Raw genomic sequence first — 18,573 nt, 5'->3', positions numbered from 1 at the left:
GATACTACCTTACATTTTACTTTATTTTTCAGATCAAACAGTTAGCTTGTGAGCCGATAATTCTTACGATATTGACTAGGTGATAAGCCAAAATGTTTCTTAAAACGGTGAGAAAAATTATAAGGGTCTTTATAACCGAGACGATTAGCAATCATAGATACTGACCAATCTTGTTGCTTTAGCAAACTGGTTGCTTTATCCATTCTCAACTGAATCAATTTGCTTCGTGGAGACACATTGAATAGCGACTTCGTAACTCGGTTTAATTGCTCTTCACTAATAAACACTCGCTCCGCCATCCCTGCAACCGTCCAAGGTAGGTGCAGACTACTTTCAATTTCGTTGTACAGCGCCTGAACACGCGCTGTCGTACTGGTCGACTTGGGTTCAAACCCGGTCAACGTACGGATGATTTCACTCATCAGCAACTTCCGATAACTCGCTCTGCCGCCAATTTCAAAGTGAACCAAATTCATCAGCGACCAGATTTGCTCACACTCTCCAAAAGGCACAATGCTCTGCCCCAAACTCGCGATGTGTTGCCACTGAGGAGTATCTGGCGTCAGCATCCACGCCATTTTCCAATAGTTGTATTGAGGATCAAGTTCAAATCGAAATGGCGTTTCAGCAGGAAGAACCACAAGCGTATAAGGCGTAATAGCTTGTACTGAGGTTGCGGTTGTTAATATTCCGCCCCCTTCTTGAGTAAAAATCAACGTATGAACATTCACCGATTCGCGTTCAACCCAGTAGGCATCATGCAGCTTTGCCATTCCCCCCATGTAAACACCACAGCTTCTCATCTCTGGGATATCTTCAACGGTCAAAAAACGTTCTTTACACTGTTCTGCAAGAAACACGTCATCTTGCCACGTTGATTTCGGCTTCATGCTATCAATGACGGATTCGCACAGGTTTTGTTGTTTTTTAAACATGTTGTTACTTCACTCAAATCACTATAGTTCTGCCATAAATCGGAGAGCTTATGACAACTAACATCAACCCTAACTCATCTATGAATAACAAGCCAGAGAGCATCTTACCTCGTATCGTAAAACTTGGTTTGCCTGTTGCTTTGCAAAGTGCGCTGGTTGCTGTTCTTGCCCTTGCTGACGTGTTAATGGTCAGTGACTTTGGTATGGAAGCAGCTGCCGCTGTGGGAATTGCATCAAAATGGCACTTCGTTGCTATTATGATTATGGCAGGGTTGGCCTCAGCAAACGGAACATTAGTCGCTCAATACTGGGGAAAGAATGACCGGAAAAGCGCGCGAACGGTATCATCTATCGCGATGGTGTTTGGCTTAAAAGTTCTGTTGCCAGTGACTGCAATCATCACTCTTGGTTCTCAGTTTTTAATGATGTTGCAAACCAGCGACCAAACCGTGATTGAGCTTGGCGCGACTTACCTATGGTATGGCTTCCCTGTTTTACTGCTGACTCACATTGTTGTCGTCGTAGAAGCAAGCATGCGCTCATCAGGTGACACCGTAACCCCTCTATTACTTGGTGCGGTGACGATTGCCCTCAACATCGCGCTTAACTTCGTTCTAATCAAAGGTGCCTTTGGTATCCCCGCTATGGGTGTTGCTGGTGCAGCACTGGCGACGACACTCGCTCGCGCAATTCAAGTTTGCTTGATGTATGGCTACATGCGCGTGCGTAAACACTGGTTGTTAACCACGCCTAGCTCACCACATCGTCCATCATTATGGTTGTCTTACCGTCGTATTGCTTTGCCACTAACGATGAACGCAGTGTTGTGGGCAATGGGTACCATGGCATACCAAATGATCTTTGGTCACATGGGCACAACGGAGCTCGCGGTATTCTCAATGCTCGCGCCTTTTGAGTCGCTGTGCTACTCGATATTCTTTGGTATCTCGGTTGCGTGTTCTGTGTTGCTTGGTCACTCACTCGGTCGTGATGAATTCGATGATGCAATGAGTATGGGGCTGACATTCATTAAAGCCGTTATTGGATTTGGCGCGGTTGTAGGATTGCTACTGTTTATGGGTAAAGAGCATGTTCTATCATGGCTAAACTTAACCACAGACGCTTTATACCCGCTCGCTTCTCCAGCGATGATGATCATGTGCTTTGCAGTTGTCATTCGTATGCTCAACATGGTGATCATTAACGGTATTATTCGTGCTGGTGGCGATAATGCGTTCTGCCTGCGTATGGATTTCATCGCAATGTGGATGGTCGGCATTCCAGTTTGTGTTTACGGCGCATTTGTCGCGGGATGGGACTTCAAGTACATCTATGGCCTGATGTTAGTTGAAGAAGTGGTGAAGCTGGCTATTTGTTCACACCGTTATTTGAGTCGCCGTTGGATCAACAACCTGACGGTTACTTATGAAGAACCACAAGCGGCTTAAGCTTGTGAAGTAATCAACTATCTAAACAAGATGACGCTCAAAAAAAGGTCTGAGAAATCAGACCTTTTTTGTTTGTGGAAGAATAGTCTCTAGCTTACTCACTACTTCTTGTTCATTCGGATATGGCGATTAGATACGTTCGGTAGCGGCTTTTCTGGCACTTTCCGTTTCTCATGAATTACATGTCGAATTGCTAAAATAGAATGCTTAAGCAACATTCGTGGCCCAGCATAGCGCATCACTAAACGCATCTGCTCTTTTGGGTCAGGTTTATAGCAATGAATCGGACACTTGTTGCAGGTTGGTTTTGCTTCGCCATAAGGACATCTATCCAGTCGTGTTTCTGCGTAACGTAACAGCTGCTCACACTCTTCACATAACGCGTTATTCTGACGAGTTTCACCGTGGTGATCTTTGCAGTATATGTGCACCATCGCGATAACGGTTTTGTACTCCGTCGCGAGTTCGCCTTGTAGAATATTGTTATGTTGGAACATGATTAATTATCCAGAGAGAGGCTATACAGGTTGAGATTTACGCTTTCACTTATCACGTCTTCAACCCGCTCGAACGCAAAGCCAAGTCTAGTTAGTAGTGCGATGCTTCGAATGTTATCAGAGGTAGTGATAGCAACTAAATGATCGATATCAGCATTCTACTTAGCTTGTTCAATTATCGCTTCCCCCGCTTCTTTGGCATAACCTTGACCGTAAAACTCAGGAACAAAACCATATCCAATATCATGCGACTCTAGGCTATCCCTTTTAATTAATCCGCAAATACCAATTGGGGTTGAAGAATCCTTGATTTCAACCATCAACAAACAGACACCCTTCTCTTCATGCATCTTCAGAATGTTGTTTTCGATGTACTCGACAGCCTTTTCAGTGTCGTTGATTTCCTTGTCACCAATGTAACGCAGGAAATCTTCTGAGCTGTATAATCGTTGAATAAACGCCGCATCTTGAGGTGTGATCATTCTTAATCGTAAACGTTCGGTCTCGACTGCCTGCATAGTGATATTTTCCTTGCTGAATGCCATGTAAATATTGAGTTCTAGAGCTAAAATGATTATCCTCCACCGCCTAAACTAAATACAAGGCTATGCAGCAATGAACCGTAAGAAAAAAATCAATCAAATTCTAAAAAAGAAGCAGAAACAGGCGAATTCTAAACTGCATAGTAGCAACAAGCCTCGCTACATTTCTAAAGCTGACCGTGCAAAAATGGAAGCTGAAGAACAAGCTAAAGCGGCTCAAGAGCAAGCTGAGGGTGCTGTAGAAGCAACTGTTGAAGCTGAAGAGACAAAAACTGCAGAGTAAGTTTATACTCGCAATCCTCTTGTCTGACACTCTTTTCAGAGTCAACAGACAAGAACAAAAAAGCAGCCTCTATTTGGGCTGCTTTTTTGATCCTACCATTTGTAATCGTACTGATTAGCCTTTGAATGGCTGTACTTCCCAACGAGCAAACGGTGCTTTCGCGTTGATTCCTGCTCTACCCCAACGATCAACAGAATCAACCACTAAGATACGCTCATTCGGTACCAATGATTTAATTAAGTTGCTTGGCTTTTTCGCTGTAACTAACCATAGAGCATCATCTTCCGAAAACATCTCTTTAAGCTTGGCTTTGTCTTCGTCTGTCCATTCCAATTCGGCTTTGAACATACGCTCTTCAACAAAAAGTTGGCTGCCAGACGCGAAATCCTCCAAGCTTTCTGAAAGCAATAATACTGAATCTACGTCATTGTCGAGTAATACCGCTTGCTGCTTGTTGATCAGTTCACGAACATCCAACATCACACGTTGTAAGTTGCTATCAATCGTCTCCGCCTGTGCAGGCCACAACAACTTAAAGTCGTCAGCCACAATCGCTGCCATACGCGTTAAGTTGGTTGGGTTTAACCAAGCGTATTTAGACACTTCGCCATTTGCTAACGTCAACGCGGCAACACCTTGAGCACGCGGTGTAATCGCTTGAGCGGCATCCACTTCAACCAAGCGGATGTTGCCTTGTCTTGCGTAAACAAACGTAGGATCTGCTTGCCAGATCGATGACAACGTTACAGCAACCGTCGCCTTTTTACCCGATTGAAGTACCTTACTAGCGCCCTTGGTACCAAACCAATTTGGCAGACGGTCAATACCATAGCGAACGGGTGGCAGATACTCGGTCGTAATGTCGGTGCCTTTAGTTAGCTCTGTTGCCAACGCATAAGTCACGGGGGTGCTAGTTAAGATGTCTTCTGCGTTCACGTCCAGAGACATCACAGAACCAGCCATTAACACACTACCAAGCACACTCACTTGGGCCGTTGCTTTTACTGAACTAGCGATACGATTCATTAAACAAGTCATAATTACGCCTTTCTTACAATTCGATATAGCGTTGCTGCTAAAAAAAACGTCGCAGAAACGATGATGATTGACGCGCCCGATGGTACTGGCAACTTAAGCTCCATAGGCAATACCGTTCCAACCAAACACGCGATGGTTGCTAGTAACGCCGACAGCAATACAAAGCTCCCCATACGCTTAGTCAGCAATCGAGCTGTCGCACCTGGAATCAGCAATAACGCGCCGACTAAAACAGCACCCACGATCTTTACGGCTGCAATTGTCACTAAGGTGATCATCATGACAAACAAGTAATCGTAGAAGCTGGTGTTGTAGCCACGCACCTTGGCTATATCAGGGCTGATACAGGTCAGGAGAATACGGTTGAATGTCGGTATCAAGAGCAAGATAATAATCGCGCAACTACCAGCAAGGATCGCTAAGTCTTGGTCTGTTACGGTAAGAATCGAGCCAAACAGTACGTTCTCAAGCATGTGGATGTTAATCTTACGGGCAACGTACATCAGCAATGCCGCACCGACCGCTAAGGCTAGCGCAAGAAAAACGCCAACTAAGGTGTCGTATGGCACATTGGTTCTGTTTCTTACAAAATGAAGAAGCAGAGCGAAGATCATACAAAAACTAAACAGGCCAATAATTGGGTTCTCTGGTGGTTCGCCAAGCAAAACACCAATAGCGATTCCGGTTAATGCCGCATGTCCTACCGCTTCAGAGAAAAAAGCCAGACGCTTAGCAATCACCAAAGTGCCAAGACCACCTAAAAGCGGGCCAAGTAATAAAGCTGCAACCAAAGCATTTACCATGAAGGCATACATAAAGCTTTCAGATAAGAAACCCGCTTCAACACCACTAATGGCAAATTGTCGTAACCAGTCCATTACGCAACCTCCTTCGATTCAGTCATTACAGAGCCACTACTGTAGTGCTGGAATAGGCTTTCGATCTTAGTTGGATGCAATACTTGCTCATGTGGGCCACTATCCACTAAGAATCGGTTAACGACATGTACGTTCGCTTCAAGTCGACGTACCGCAGTAACATCGTGGTGAACTGCTAGAATTGTTCGGCCTTCATCAACGCATTCATGAATCAGTGATTCCAGATAACGAACGCCCTGCTCGTCCATGCCCGTCGTAGGTTCATCTAATACCAATAAGCTCGGGTTATCCAATAGCGCTTGAGCAAACAAAACGCGTTGCTGCTCACCGCCCGACAACTGCCCCATGCGGCGGTCGCTACGTGTCGCCATACCAACGCGATCTAACTGCGCGAGAGCAAGATCTAATTGCTTTGATTTACGACGCCAAAACAGAGGGATTCTCGTCTGATTAAGCAGAACAAAGTCCATTACCGTCAAAGGCAAGCTTGATTCGAAGGTCGCTTTTTGGGGAACGTAACCGATACTTGGCTTTTCTGACCAGTGGATATTGATTTGACCAGAGAAAGGCGTAAGGCCAAGCACAGAGCGCAGCAAAGAAGTTTTTCCTCCGCCGTTTGGTCCCATAATCACATGACACTCGCCCGCTTTAAGTTCTAGCGAGATATCATCAAGAATCACATTGTTATCGTACTGTAGACCCAGTTTATTAATTGAGATTGATGGACCTAGCATTATGCGTTCCCGCTTTTAGCTTGGTTCGCCGCCGCAAACTTCATTGCTTCGATTAACGTCTCTAAGTTCTTCTTCATCTCAACTTCTACTTTATCGTCTTCATAGTCACCGTGCGTCATGTGAGAGAAACGGTAAAGCTGAACGCCTGTTTCCGCTTCAATCGTGTCAACAAAACGGTTTGGCATGTTTAACTCGTAGAACAAAACATCAATGCCCGATGCGCGGATCTTCTCGATCGTCTCTTGAAGTTGGCTAGCACTTGGCTCAACACCGTGTGCTGGCTCGATTACTGCCGCGACATCCACACCAAACTCTTGAAGAATGTAACCATAAGCGTTGTGCGTAGTCGCAACCTTCATGCCTGATGTATCTAACTCACCTAATGACAACATCGCATCACGCTTCATGAAACGAAATTGCTTAGCGTACTTACGCGCATTCTTGCGATAAAACGCAGCGTTGCCCGGGTCGAGCTTAGACACTTCACTGGTAATGGTGTAAACCTTTTGAATGGTTGTCGAAAGCCCTACAAAAGTATGCGGGTTAACAGCACCCTGACCAACAGATTGACCAAGAGCTGGAAGTAAAGGCACCTCTTTGTTTGCTTCGATCACAACCAAGTCATCACGTTGCGCGGCTGAAATTACTTTAAGTGCGAAGTCATCGTGACCAATACCGTTTACTACGATTGCATCCATTTGGCTCAATCGCTTTAAATCATTGGGTTGTGGTAAGTAGTTATGTGGGTTGAAACCTGCGTCAACCAAAGGAAGAATGTTCACTTTATCGCCTACTACGGCTTTTACATAACTGTAATAAGGCTGAAGCGTGATACCAATCGTCAGCTTATCGCTGTCGATTTTGTACTCTTTTGCCAATGCATTCGGTGCCATGAACACCGCCAATAACGACATCAATAGCGTCATAGTTCGCATAGTAATTCTCTTATTATTAGTGAGCATCGTTTTAATGATGCGGTTCAATTTCTGATTCATTAACGACCAATTTCCAGCCCGCTGACTCAAGCGTACGTTGGTCAAAGGTTTCAGGCTGCTTTGCTACACCACCCAAGAAAATCCAGATTTCGGGCGAAACGCTGTTCGCGTTTAAAATAAAGGAATCAGCAAAGCCATGATCGGTTGGTGTAGCTTGTTCACTTGAGGTCGCATATTCGCTTAGAGTCGAAAAGTAATAACCACGCTCGTCCAATAACCAAGTATGAGAACCTTTGCGCTTCCAACTCTGGTCTTCAACAAATGGCGCGACCCATTCATCTTTAAGTGACGCAACACTTGGCCATTCACCGTCAGAGTCCATGCGTAGGTCACGAATCTCTTCATGAGCCAAACGTAACTCTGATAGCATCGCCAAGTTTTCTTGTTCAACATCGATCACCAAAATTTGATGATCAAGCACTACTTTAACGTGGGTTTCTGCCTGATGAAATGGGATAGCGACCGTGGCAAAGCTCAGGATGAATACAATGATCAGACCTACCCATTTGCCTTCTCTGCCGCCCGTGTCAGCACGTACGCCTTGAATCATCATTTTTCGCTAATCTCAACAACGTCTACTTCAACAGGAAACTCGTGGCCTGAATCAAACACAAGATAGAACTCAGTGTCAGGGTTTGGGAACTCAACGATAGAGCGCTTATCCGTCATCTCTTTTGCAATCAAGTTGTCTTCGTAATCGTACATCTCAACAGCGTAATCAATCGCTTTGCTGCCATCAGAATAACCCGCTTCACAGGCAACAGTTTTGCCTTCAAACCAGCAACTCATTAATGGAAAGTGTGCTTGTGCAGGTAATGCAGCGAAACCAAGTCCCAGTGCTAAGCAAGGAGTCATTAAAGCGTTCAGTTTTGTTTTTATTGTCATGGTTTGTACCCTAGCCACAGTGCAAATTCTCAGTCATAAACTGAGTGATAAAGGGCTCAAATGAGCCCTTAAGTTTTTTGATTGCTTAATCAGGAATCTAGCCCTGATATCACGGATTATTGAAGCAATGCTTCGAACGTCAGGTGAACGTTGGCGCTTGCTTTATCTGCCAGTGGGTTGCCAATCAACTCACCTTTGTAGTTCGCTTTCATTACGTAACGACCCGCTACGTCCGGAGTAAACGTGATCTCACCGTTCTCATCGCTCACCACATCAATCTGCTCTTGGTGGTTGCGGTAAAGCGTACCTTCACGAGTGATTTCCGCTGTAACGCCTTTCTGAACTTCACCGTTGTAGTAGAACTGGAATGTTACTGGTTCGTCTTCAATGATGTCTGAAGGGTGTGTAATAGGTTTCATTTCAAGTAGCTTGCCTTCAATTTTGAAGACTGAATCCGATGGCTTACCTACTGTGATGTAGCTTTCAGCACGTGTGAAGTCGACTTGCGTTACCACGTCACGTGCCTTTTCTGGTAGCACTGAGTCACGTTCCGCTTTGTTTGCTTTAACCCACTTCACCGTGTCACGACGACCCGCTTTGTATTGCGTGTAGTAAGACGGTTCGTTGTTAATTGCGACCTTGTGTGTACCTTCTTCTTCAAAATAGAAGTCGAAGATTGAACGACGCTTGCCACGAATCACAAAGTTAGGGCGCTCACTGCGGCCATCTGGCATGATGACATGAGCATTTTCGCTACCAGCAGGCTTATCAAACACAAACGTACCGTGAGACGCAGTTACGTCGAACGTTAGCCAATCACCACCTTCTTTAGATACCGTAAAGTGAGATGGCAAAATCCAACGTGGGTGAGCCTGTGCTGTTGTCGTTGCTGCTAAGCCAAATGCCAGAACACCCGCTAGTGCAAGCGCCTTAATTTTTGTCTGTTTCATCATGTTCAATTCCATTATTTATAATTGTTAGCCGTGTCGCTCAAACTGAGCCTACGATGACGACTGTCTATTCTGTTCAGTTTGCTTTTACTATTTCACACTTACTATTTAGCGATGTAGTTCAGGGTAATTTCACCCGTCTCTTCTGTTGCCTTTAACTCATAAGAAGCATTTGAATCTGTAAGAGATACTTTTTGGCGAAGGTAATTACGACCACCATGTTCACGAACGACTTCGATATGAACCGTGTATTCACCTTGTTCTAACGCCGCACCGCTGTCGCTCTTGCCATCCCAAACGAAACGGTACTGACCAGCAGGACGTGTTGCAGACGTCACAGCATCAACCAGTTCACGATCGTAACGGCCAACCTTTCTCCACCAGCTACGCAGATCCTTAAGCCATTCGTCTTTACCGACCCAAAGCTCGATAGTTTTCACTGACTTTCGTTCGCTATTCTCTACCCACACCGCCACATAAGGACGTGCATACATAGACGTATCAATTTTTGGGAGCTCAAAGCTGACATCAAGTTTTGCCGAATCAGTAATCGCTTGTGCCATACCTAGGCTTGGCAAAAGAGATAAAGCAAGAAGCACCTTGCTCCAGTTCATTTTTTTCATTTTTAACAACCTTTTAAATCCGTTTAACCTTAAGTTCGTTCTTCAATCCAATTCATCAATCGAATCAAGCGTTAAGGCACGGCGAAAAAATAGATAACAAGTGAGATTGCAGATCCAAACACCGTCCATTTGATGGAGGTATTGAGTGTCTTTTTCTTAGGTAACAGTAAGCAGACGCCAGTAAGCACAAAGAAGATCATCAATAGCGCTGTGATATCGATAAACCACTTCCAAACTTCACCACTGTTACGCCCTTTATGAAGGTCATTCAGCAGTGCGATAACACCGTAATTAGTGGTTTCGACTTCGACAATTTCAGACGTCACGTCAACGAACACGGAAGCGTTATAGCCAGGGCCTTTGAAGTCCATAGACACTTCGCCAAGGAGCAGCTCACCGTCTTCGATCTCTTCGTAAATGTCCAAATCTGAAGGAACCCCAGATAAATTCGCTTCTTCAAACAGAAACGTTTCGAATGCAGTTTGATCGGCTTTCAATCGACCGTCTTGGATCGTGAACAAACTCCTAGGAAGCTCTAAAGTAGAGCGTTGAATATTGGGTTCGCTTGATTCAAATAACTCAGGTCTGTTCAGGGTGATGCCCGTCACTGAGAAGAAAAGAACAACGAACAGAAGTGCCATTGAAATATAAACATGAAGTCGACGAGCCCATGATTGAACCGCCCTACTTTTTAACGACATACAAACCAATACCTATAAATTTTATGGCGCTAATTTAGTTGATAATCATTCGTATTGGCATTCAATTTACATTGTTTACGTTTGCCGAGTGGCGTAAGGCAATTTACGTAACATTACATGGGAAGTAATCGAACTGTATGCATATTCTTGCTAACGTGTACTAGAGGATTTGATTCGTTCTATTAGAGGTTATCGATAACAGCGTCAAACCTCAAAAAACCTCAATCTCAACATGCTTGATTGAGGTTGGTTTAAGATAACAATTGTGGCTTTAAGGATAGAAAATTAGGACTATTTCAACACTGGTTTGATGATAGCTAATTAAGCTTAAAAGGATTTGAAATGCGTATTATTGTTTTGGCTTTTGCTGCGCTAGCAACGGCGTGTACAAGCCAAATAGCCAGCACGGAAGAGCATATTCAACAATACATCGGTTCAGACATAACCGATGTACAAGAACGTTATCTCACCGAGCGATCACGCCCTATCAGCTTTTGGGCATCTCGAAACTATGCTTGGGTAGAGACGAAGAAACCATTAGACAATGGTTATACGCTGCACGCCTTTAAAAACCCTTATCGTGACTGCACCATTAATTGGGTTGCTGATACCAGCGGCGTGATTCAAAGTGCGACGTCCCGCGGTACAATGTGCGAGCCTTAATTGACGCACTGGAACGATAAAGATTAAAAAGCCTTAACCGCCAAAAATTAAAAAAGAGTGTCATTTGAACCATCAAATGACACTCTTTTCTCTTGATAATTTTCTCTTGTCTTCTGTTGTGTTACTAGAAGTTAAACGTTACCGTTATCACTCACTGTTCTTAGCTGAGTCAGATATTTAATCCAACCTTTTGCTTCAGAAGAAGGCTCAATGTTGTTCGCACGTTTCGCTTGAGCAAGAGCATTATCAAGATTCTTTAGCTTGTACCATGAGCGAACTTTCGCTAAAGCAACATCGGCTTGTTTGTTTTTATCTTTCACTTTATCCAAAACAACCAGAGCACGATCGTAGTAACCTTGCTGAACCAGTAACTGAGCCACGTTCCAATGATACTGAGTGTCTTTTTTAGACGCTAACGTCCACACTTCAATCGCATTGTCCCATTCTTTCGCTAGCTGCCAGTAGGTTGCTTGTTCAGCCAGAAGTTGAACATCGTTGTTCGCATCATCTAACTTAGCGATCTCTTGTGCTGCACGCTCTGGAATACCGCGTTTAGCATAAAGCTGAGCCAGTAGTCTGCGGTCTGAGTTTTTCAACTCAACACCTTGTAGATCAGCCATCGCTAGCGTGTTCAATGCATCGCGGTTGCGCTCTAGTCTTAGCTGAATAACAACAAGCTGACGCCACCAATTATCTTTCTGTGGTTGGAGTTCAATAAGACTCTCCAACGTTGGAATGGATTGCTTCCACTGTTTTAACTGCAGCTGGGCACCCAGTTTTAGCGATAGAGGCGATAACTCTAGTTTTGCATTGAACCTGTCACGATTACCAATCGCCACCAGTACTTTTGACCAGTTTTCGATTTGATACTCCGCTTGTGCAATTCGCATCCAAAGTACGTCTTTCTTTTCCGCCTCAGGTGCCGTCTTTACCAACTCGTAATAGTGCGGAAGCGCGTTTTTGAACTGCTGATCGTTTAATAACAGATCAGCCAGCATACGCTTCGTTATCCACGCTTGCTCATCGACTAATAAATTAGTATCAACGGCATAAGTTAGCTGCTTAATCGCCGCGTCAGTTTTGCCATCTTGCCAGTAAAACACACCCAGCATACGAGCTACGTACGCTTTGTCGTAGCCTTTAGAAAGCTCTAAACCCGCAAGTACGTCAATGGCCTGTTTAACCTGTTCATCTTGAGCAAGCTTATGCGCCTTTTGAACACGAATGGCAGTATATTGAGATAGCTCTTGCGCTTGTGTTGTAAGGGGCATTAACAACAAGCCCACTAATATCCATATCTGTTTCATCATTTTGCCAACTTAAACTCTAGTTTCACGGTTTGACCAACCTGAGCTATCGCTTTTCCATCGACGACTTTCGGTTGATATTTCCATTTTTTAAGTGCTCTCATCGCTTCACGTTCAAACATACGACGTGGGTTTGCGTCAGTGACTTGAATGTCAATTGGGCGGCCCGTTTCATCGATGGTAAAAGACATAATGACATGGCCTTCAGCTCCGCGCTTAAGCGCTTTTACAGGGTAACGAGGCTCTACTCGATACAAAGGCATTGCCTGTTGGTTTGATCCAAAATCAGAGAATATCGGTGCATTAATCGCTAGTCCATCAATGGATGTATTCAAATCCAATGAAGGCAAAGAAGACATCGAATTCAGAGGCGTAACTTCAGCTTGTGACTGAGATGTTTGCGCTTCCGGTGGTGGCTCTGGAATTTCTGGTTTTTCAGGAACTGCACGTTGCCTTCTTTGGACTTCTTGTTCTTGTTCCACCATCACCATGTTGAAACTTAACGTCTCACTGTTGTCTGGTGAACGTTGGTGGCCATTATCGACCATCCAAGCCATAAAAGAAAACAGAGCTAAGCCCAATGCGCCCGCTAGCGGTAAAGCAAGAAATAGGCGAATCATTTATGAAGATCCTCCAAGATCATCGCTTTTCAGCAGCAAGCGCAATGTTTTTAACACCCGCACCTTTAGCGGCGTCCATCACTTTAACAACCGTACCGTTGTAAGCGTGTTCATCCGCTTGAATAACCAAAGAAGCATCAGGTTGTTCTAACAACAAGTGCTCTAACGTCGCTTGGACACGTTCAACATCAACAACACGTTTATCGATGAAAATGTCATTCGCAGAAGTAATCGCAACAAAGATGCCCGCATCCTTTTGGCTGACTACGTTAGAAGCTTGTGGGCGATTAACTTCAACCCCTGATTCACGAACAAATGAACTGGTCACAATAAAGAAAATAAGCATGATAAAGACAATATCAAGCATCGAAGTAAGGTCTATTTGAGCCTCTTCGTTTTTTGAATGACGTCGACCGAGTCTCATCGTTGACTCCTTAAAGATTTTTCTAATTTTAATTCTAGGCGGTTACACACTTTCGCTAAACGAGCGTGAACGAACATGCCCGCTAAAGCAGCAACCATACCAGCCATGGTTGGTAGCGTTGCTAACGAAATGCCTGAAGCCATCAATTTAGGATCGCTGCTTCCTTGAGTCGCCATGACATCAAAAACAGAGATCATACCGGTTACGGTACCTAACAAGCCCAACATCGGACAGATAGCGACTAACAGCTTAATAAAATTCAAGTTTTGGTTGAGCAAGATACTCGCCTGGCCTAACCAACCTTCACGAATGGCCTTAGCGTGCCAAGAAGAGTGATCTTCTCGTTCATGCCACTTTGCTATCCAAGCTTGGCGTTGCTTAGGAAAGTAGAACGCAAGATAAAGCACACGTTCTACCACAAGCACCCAATACACTAGGACGACAGCGGCTAGCCACCACAGGACGAAACCGCCCTGCTCCATAAAGCTTGATAAAGACAGCAGCCAGTCACTCGTTAACCAACTCGCTGGTAATAGAGAACCCGACAAAATACCCATTACGCAGCAGTCCCAACTGGTGAAACAACTGCGCTTGATTCAACCGTTTTTTCTGCCTGCTCAGCAACAAGACCAATACCTTGTTTCTCAAGAATATTGCGAATATTCTCAGCTTGAGTGCTAAGAATATTGTGTGCCAGTAGAAGAGGCATTGCCGCAACCAGACCAAGTACCGTTGTTACAAGCGCCATCGAGATACCACCCGCCATAACTTTAGGGTCGCCATTACCAAACTGAGTGATCACTTGGAATGTTTCGATCATGCCGGTTACTGTACCTAGAAGACCTAACATTGGAGCTAGTGCCGCCAATAACTTAAGCATCGATAAGCCTTTCTCTAGGTGAGTCTGCTCATCAACAACCGCTTCTAAAAGTCGTAGCTCTAGTGCTTCAACCGTTTGGTTCTGCTCTTTGTTGTAAACCGCAAGAACACGACCTAGAGGGTTGTTACCCGCTTGCTCTGGGTTCTTAAGTTGAGCACGAATTTTCTGGCGAGCGATAGCCAAAGAAATACCACGAACCAATGCGATGATTAGACCAATTGCAAGCAAACCAAGAATCACTTTACCAACCACACCACCCGCTTGAAGGCGATCAGTTAGGCTTGGCGTTAGCGCTAGTTGCTCTAACATGAATCCACGAGAAGGATCAACAACCACATTAGCCACTTCACCGTTCGCTAATGAAGAAAGTGATGTTAACGTTGGGCCACTTTCTGGCTGTTTAAGGTACGCGATTGCGTCTTCACGCTGAGTGTTCCAGCTAACGTAACCTTGATCTGTCACTAGGCCAATCGAGCCTAGGCGATAAGCATCAACATTTTGTGTATTTCCATCACCATTAATGAAAGCAATTTGATATTTGCTAAGCTCAGAGCTCGCTTGAATCTGCTCCACCATACTCATCCACAAGCCAGAAAGCTGTGACATTGATGGTAGTGATTTCGCATCGATAATTTGTTCAACGGTCGCTGTATGCTCAGCGCGATCAACGCTGTTTACTGTTGAGCTAAGCTCTGCGCCCAGTTCTTTCGCGTTTTGACGAACGACACCGAACAACTCACCAAGGCTACCCGTTTCTAAACGCAATTTTTCTTCTAAACGAGCAAGCTTGTTTTCGTTGTCGCTGAAGGTTTGAGTAAGAACGTCTGTCACGTTTTGAACCGATGTACGTTTCGCTTCAAGCTCCGCTTTGATCGCTTTAAGTTCTTGTTCAATCTTTTTAAAGTCAGCTTCACGAACTACGTTATGAGAAGCTTGAGTACGGTTCTCTGATTTTGCTTTGTTAACGAGCTGAGCCGTCGAGTCTGAAGCTGAGAAAGCAGAAAATGAAAGTGATGTAATGCAAAGCAACGCTGCTAATGGTTTCAAGTTCATTACTTAACCTCCGCAACAGGTAAAGAAACAGGTAAAGTAATCAAGCTTGGAGCCGCTTGTTGGCTAGCTATATCGTACGCTTTATCGAGCTCAGACTTCATCGAAGAATCAACGTCTTGCCATTGAGCTGCTGTTTGATTCCAAGCCCAGTATTGGCTGCCATTTAAGTTACGAGCAACTAAAGAAATACGTCCTAAGTGCAGTACGTCTGCTTCAATCGTTTTATCACTCGCAAGTTCTACGCGACCTTGGTATGCACCAAGCTTAATGCCGTAGTCCATCTCAATTTGGTACGCCTCTAGAATACGACGATATTTCTCAGCATCACTTACATCTGCACGAGTCATCATTCCTTGAAGCTTTTCCACTCTCTCTAGACGCTGCTCTTTCTTAATCGGTACGTCTTTTTCTACCAGCTGTTGCAGACCATCGATCATTTGATACATCAAAGGCACCACGCCTTGGCGCGTGTATTTAATTTCTTCGATCTGCTCTTCAATGCTTTGAGCTTCTTGGTTTTGGCTCTCGACTAATGCAGCAAGGTGATCACGATAGATTTCTAAGTTTTTGACTTCTTCTTGAAGACGCTCAATTTCAGCTTGCAGCATTAAAGTCGCTTGTGAGCTTTTATCAATAACCTTTTGACTCGAAGCCGACGCGTTATTGGTCTTGTTTTGAATTGATTGAGCTTGATCCAAGCTATTGGCCATAGAAGACGTTGCAACCAAACTGATGGCAAGCGCTAGGCTAGATTTTAAAAGATTCATAATTGTAGTCATTTACTATAAAGAAGTTTAAATGAATTTTATTGATAAACAGTCTCATTATCATTAAAAATCACTCGCAATACTAGGGATATTTTTACTAAACAGCAGAATCACGAAAGGGGAAAGCCGAAACTTCCCCCCTTCATATTTAGGCTACGAATAGTACCCTCACTAACAAATTAGTATTTCACCTGTAAAGTGGCCATGTAGTTACGACCTTCGCCGATTACTACGTCTTCTGCAAATTGATGTTTTGAAGAAGTTGAACCGCCACCTGCTAGGTATTCTTTATCAAATACGTTTTCTACTGTTAGACGAGCAACAAAGTCGAGTGAGTCATCGTACTTAAGGGTGTATGCTGCGCCCATATCGAAACGAGCGTAGCCGTCTTTTTTGAATGTGTTAGCACTGTCACCGTAACGAGAACCTTCGTAGATAAGGCCTAGATTCACATCAACCTCATTTGTCGCTGCGTAAGTAGACCAAACGCTCGCTGCGAACTCAGGAACGTCTACTGGGCGGTTACCTGCGTATGTTTCATGGTTAGTGATTTCCGCATCTAGGTACATAGCAGAACCTGACATAGAGAACCTATCCGTGATAAGACCTTGTGCGCCTAGCTCAGCACCACGGTGAACTTGTTCACCACCCTGTGTTTTCGTCCAATCGCCTGATGCCGCATCCTCAACATCCATTGAAATGTTTTCTTGGGTAATATCGAAAACAGCACCCGATAAAAACAGACGCTCGTCCATCAATTCCCACTTAGTACCAACTTCGTAAGACACACCTGTAGCAGCATCAAGAAGTTCGCCATCGTTCGTGTAATTACGGCTACCGCTAGAAACAACACCTTGTGGTTCAAAGCTTTCAGAGTAAGAAGCGTAAATGCTACCGTTTGATGCTGGGTGGTAAATCACGCCAAGCTTAGGTGCAACGTTTTCTTCTGCAACGCCATCACTTACTTTACGGTCGAAACGAGCGCCCGCAAGAACTTGCCATTCGTCATTGATAGTAATCAAGTCTTGAATGTAGAAGCCCCAAGTATCGTAAGTGCTCATCTTACCTAGCGATGTAGGGCCCACTGACGGTGCAGGTACCGTTGCATCTGGTACGTATTCGCCGCTGCTGAAGCGATCCATACCACGATAATAGCTGTAGCCTAGCCAGTTAGCACCGAACAATAGTTGGTGCTCTGTGCCAGCAAGCTCAGCGGTTGTTGTTAGATCGACGTAAGCTGTTCTGAAACGCCATTTATCGTGACGGTAGTTACCACCTTGAGTAACTGTACCCGTACCATCAGGATTCATATTTTTAAAGCTTGGGTAGCTTTCCATATCGATACGTTCGAAGTCTTGGTAGTTGAAACCTGTTTTTAAAGACCATGTGTCAGTCAGGTTAGCAGCAATATCAAAACCTACGTTCTCAACATCGTTCTCAATTTGTGACCACTGCGCATCCCAGATATGCTTGTCGCTACCCACGCGGTTGCCGTCTAGTGTGTATAGTGCACCAGAATCCACGCTACCTTCGTCGTTAGTCTTGTCGTAGTAAACAGAAACCATTACGTCTTCAGTTATATCGTAATCAACGAAGACACCACCAACAAAACGCTCCGTTTGCGGTTCAGTACCGTCACCGTATGTTCTCCAAGAGCCGTAGCTTTCTTTAGACACAATTGCACGACCACGTAAAGTTTCCGCATCGTTCAATGCGCCACTTACATCAACAGTCGTACGAGAGTGATCATTTGAGCCGATGTCTTGGCTTAAGCTTACTTGCGTGTCGTAAGTAGGCTTCTTGCTTACCATGTTGATCAAACCACCTGGTGCAGAAATACCGTAAAGAAGACCAGAAGGCCCTTTAAGTACTTCAACACGTTCTAGAAGTTCGATTGGTTGACGGTAGTGTGACCAATGTTGCTGGCCATTTTTAAGGAAGCCCGAAGAGCTTTCTACAGAGAAACCACGTAACGAGAAGCGCTCACGGTTACGGCTTGTACCACCCGCACTTACACTTGCGTCATTCTTAAGAACGTCACCTAGGGTTGTTGCACGCTGCTCATCGATGATTTGCTCATCGATTACTGAAACTTGTCCCGGAGTCTCTAATTGAGTCGCCTCCATACGCATTGCTGTTGTGTTCGTATCGGCTTTGTAACCGTAGTCACGACCTTCAACAACCATGTGCTCGTCTGTTTTTGCTGTTTCTGCCAATACTGCTGGTGAAGCTAATACTGCGCCGATCACTAAAGCCAATGGGCTCTTTGAAAACATGTCCTTTACTCCGCTTTTATTCTTTTTTTACGAGCACTATGGTTAATTATTTAATGTGCTCACTGAACTGTTAC

At 44.5% G+C, this 18,573-nt stretch carries 21 protein-coding genes and 1 pseudogene; 3 read left to right on the top strand and 19 right to left on the bottom strand.

The features are described 5' to 3' along the window. Positions 1 to 41: 41 nt before the first annotated feature. Positions 42 to 935 carry an AraC family transcriptional regulator gene (locus L1D11_RS17380; protein WP_239832265.1) on the bottom strand — a complete coding sequence of 298 codons (894 nt, stop codon included), beginning with the start codon at positions 933 to 935 and terminating at the stop codon, positions 42 to 44. A gap of 50 nt (positions 936 to 985) precedes the next feature. Here L1D11_RS17380 and L1D11_RS17375 point away from each other — a divergent pair, with 50 nt between their 5' ends. After that, positions 986 to 2,383, top strand: coding sequence for an MATE family efflux transporter (locus L1D11_RS17375; RefSeq protein ID WP_239832264.1), 1,398 nt, complete (start codon positions 986 to 988; stop codon positions 2,381 to 2,383). Positions 2,384 to 2,484: 101 nt separating this feature from the next. On the opposite strand, the gene L1D11_RS17370 is transcribed toward L1D11_RS17375, so the two are convergent. Next, positions 2,485 to 2,880 carry a nitrous oxide-stimulated promoter family protein gene (locus tag L1D11_RS17370; RefSeq protein WP_239832263.1) on the bottom strand — a complete coding sequence of 132 codons (396 nt, stop codon included), beginning with the start codon at positions 2,878 to 2,880 and terminating at the stop codon, positions 2,485 to 2,487. A gap of 2 nt (positions 2,881 to 2,882) precedes the next feature. Next, positions 2,883 to 3,398 (bottom strand): annotated as a pseudogene (locus tag L1D11_RS17365) (GNAT family N-acetyltransferase). A 97-nt stretch (positions 3,399 to 3,495) separates the two neighbouring features. Here L1D11_RS17365 and L1D11_RS17360 point away from each other — a divergent pair. Then, on the top strand, positions 3,496 to 3,705 hold the full coding sequence (locus L1D11_RS17360; RefSeq protein ID WP_061016915.1) for a DUF2986 domain-containing protein: 210 nt from the start codon (positions 3,496 to 3,498) through the stop codon (positions 3,703 to 3,705). Positions 3,706 to 3,819: 114 nt separating this feature from the next. On the opposite strand, the gene L1D11_RS17355 is transcribed toward L1D11_RS17360, so the two are convergent. From L1D11_RS17355 to L1D11_RS17315, 9 genes are all read right to left on the bottom strand, one after another. Beyond that, positions 3,820 to 4,743 carry an ABC transporter substrate-binding protein gene (locus L1D11_RS17355; protein ID WP_239832262.1) on the bottom strand — a complete coding sequence of 308 codons (924 nt, stop codon included), beginning with the start codon at positions 4,741 to 4,743 and terminating at the stop codon, positions 3,820 to 3,822. A 2-nt stretch (positions 4,744 to 4,745) separates the two neighbouring features. Next, positions 4,746 to 5,621 (bottom strand): metal ABC transporter permease, encoded by an 876-nt coding sequence (locus L1D11_RS17350; RefSeq protein ID WP_239832261.1) that lies wholly within the window; start codon positions 5,619 to 5,621, stop codon positions 4,746 to 4,748. Then, on the bottom strand, positions 5,621 to 6,355 hold the full coding sequence (locus tag L1D11_RS17345; protein WP_239832260.1) for a metal ABC transporter ATP-binding protein: 735 nt from the start codon (positions 6,353 to 6,355) through the stop codon (positions 5,621 to 5,623). The genes L1D11_RS17350 and L1D11_RS17345 overlap by 1 nt, the downstream gene beginning before the upstream one ends. Beyond that, positions 6,355 to 7,290, bottom strand: coding sequence for a zinc ABC transporter substrate-binding protein (locus tag L1D11_RS17340; protein ID WP_239832259.1), 936 nt, complete (start codon positions 7,288 to 7,290; stop codon positions 6,355 to 6,357). The genes L1D11_RS17345 and L1D11_RS17340 overlap by 1 nt, the downstream gene beginning before the upstream one ends. Positions 7,291 to 7,321: 31 nt before the next feature. Further along, positions 7,322 to 7,903: a hypothetical protein gene (locus L1D11_RS17335; RefSeq protein WP_239832258.1), complete on the bottom strand. Its 582-nt coding sequence runs from the start codon at positions 7,901 to 7,903 to the stop codon at positions 7,322 to 7,324. Continuing rightward, positions 7,900 to 8,235, bottom strand: coding sequence for a hypothetical protein (locus L1D11_RS17330; RefSeq protein ID WP_048608222.1), 336 nt, complete (start codon positions 8,233 to 8,235; stop codon positions 7,900 to 7,902). The genes L1D11_RS17335 and L1D11_RS17330 overlap by 4 nt, the downstream gene beginning before the upstream one ends. A 116-nt stretch (positions 8,236 to 8,351) precedes the next feature. Beyond that, positions 8,352 to 9,188: a DUF4198 domain-containing protein gene (locus tag L1D11_RS17325; protein ID WP_239832257.1), complete on the bottom strand. Its 837-nt coding sequence runs from the start codon at positions 9,186 to 9,188 to the stop codon at positions 8,352 to 8,354. A 101-nt stretch (positions 9,189 to 9,289) separates the two neighbouring features. Beyond that, a complete protein-coding gene (locus tag L1D11_RS17320; RefSeq protein WP_239832256.1) occupies positions 9,290 to 9,808 on the bottom strand; it encodes a DUF2271 domain-containing protein in 519 nt (172 codons plus the stop codon). A 71-nt stretch (positions 9,809 to 9,879) separates the two neighbouring features. Beyond that, positions 9,880 to 10,509: a PepSY-associated TM helix domain-containing protein gene (locus L1D11_RS17315; protein WP_239832255.1), complete on the bottom strand. Its 630-nt coding sequence runs from the start codon at positions 10,507 to 10,509 to the stop codon at positions 9,880 to 9,882. 342 nt (positions 10,510 to 10,851) lie between these two features. On the opposite strand from L1D11_RS17315, the gene L1D11_RS17310 reads away from it, so the two are divergent. Next, positions 10,852 to 11,172: a hypothetical protein gene (locus tag L1D11_RS17310; RefSeq protein WP_239832254.1), complete on the top strand. Its 321-nt coding sequence runs from the start codon at positions 10,852 to 10,854 to the stop codon at positions 11,170 to 11,172. A gap of 131 nt (positions 11,173 to 11,303) precedes the next feature. Here the strand turns inward: L1D11_RS17310 and L1D11_RS17305 are convergent, their stop codons facing one another. The 7 genes from L1D11_RS17305 to L1D11_RS17275 all read right to left on the bottom strand — a co-directional run bounded on the left by L1D11_RS17305 (position 11,304) and on the right by L1D11_RS17275 (position 18,499). Further along, positions 11,304 to 12,482 carry a BTAD domain-containing putative transcriptional regulator gene (locus L1D11_RS17305; RefSeq protein ID WP_239832253.1) on the bottom strand — a complete coding sequence of 393 codons (1,179 nt, stop codon included), beginning with the start codon at positions 12,480 to 12,482 and terminating at the stop codon, positions 11,304 to 11,306. After that, the gene (locus tag L1D11_RS17300; protein WP_239832252.1) at positions 12,479 to 13,099 is read right to left on the bottom strand and encodes an energy transducer TonB; all 621 of its coding nucleotides are present in this window, start codon (positions 13,097 to 13,099) and stop codon (positions 12,479 to 12,481) included. The genes L1D11_RS17305 and L1D11_RS17300 overlap by 4 nt, the downstream gene beginning before the upstream one ends. Positions 13,100 to 13,118: 19 nt before the next feature. Further along, on the bottom strand, positions 13,119 to 13,523 hold the full coding sequence (locus tag L1D11_RS17295) for a biopolymer transporter ExbD (protein WP_004731145.1): 405 nt from the start codon (positions 13,521 to 13,523) through the stop codon (positions 13,119 to 13,121). Beyond that, a complete protein-coding gene (locus L1D11_RS17290) occupies positions 13,520 to 14,080 on the bottom strand; it encodes a MotA/TolQ/ExbB proton channel family protein (protein ID WP_102491147.1) in 561 nt (186 codons plus the stop codon). Before L1D11_RS17290 ends, L1D11_RS17295 begins: the two co-directional genes overlap by 4 nt. Next, a complete protein-coding gene (locus L1D11_RS17285; RefSeq protein WP_239832251.1) occupies positions 14,080 to 15,456 on the bottom strand; it encodes a MotA/TolQ/ExbB proton channel family protein in 1,377 nt (458 codons plus the stop codon). Before L1D11_RS17285 ends, L1D11_RS17290 begins: the two co-directional genes overlap by 1 nt. Continuing rightward, a complete protein-coding gene (locus L1D11_RS17280) occupies positions 15,456 to 16,223 on the bottom strand; it encodes a DUF3450 domain-containing protein (protein WP_239832285.1) in 768 nt (255 codons plus the stop codon). The genes L1D11_RS17285 and L1D11_RS17280 overlap by 1 nt, the downstream gene beginning before the upstream one ends. A 179-nt stretch (positions 16,224 to 16,402) precedes the next feature. After that, positions 16,403 to 18,499, bottom strand: a complete 2,097-nt coding sequence (locus L1D11_RS17275) for a TonB-dependent siderophore receptor (RefSeq protein ID WP_239862643.1) — start codon at positions 18,497 to 18,499, stop codon at positions 16,403 to 16,405. Positions 18,500 to 18,573: the final 74 nt, after the last annotated feature.

The sequence above is a fragment of the Vibrio sp. Isolate32 genome, from assembly GCF_022397955.1.
In the GTDB taxonomy this organism is placed as follows: Bacteria; Pseudomonadota; Gammaproteobacteria; order Enterobacterales; family Vibrionaceae; genus Vibrio.
Note: the sequence above shows the minus strand (reverse complement) of the source record. Positions and strands in the feature narration are given on the sequence as shown.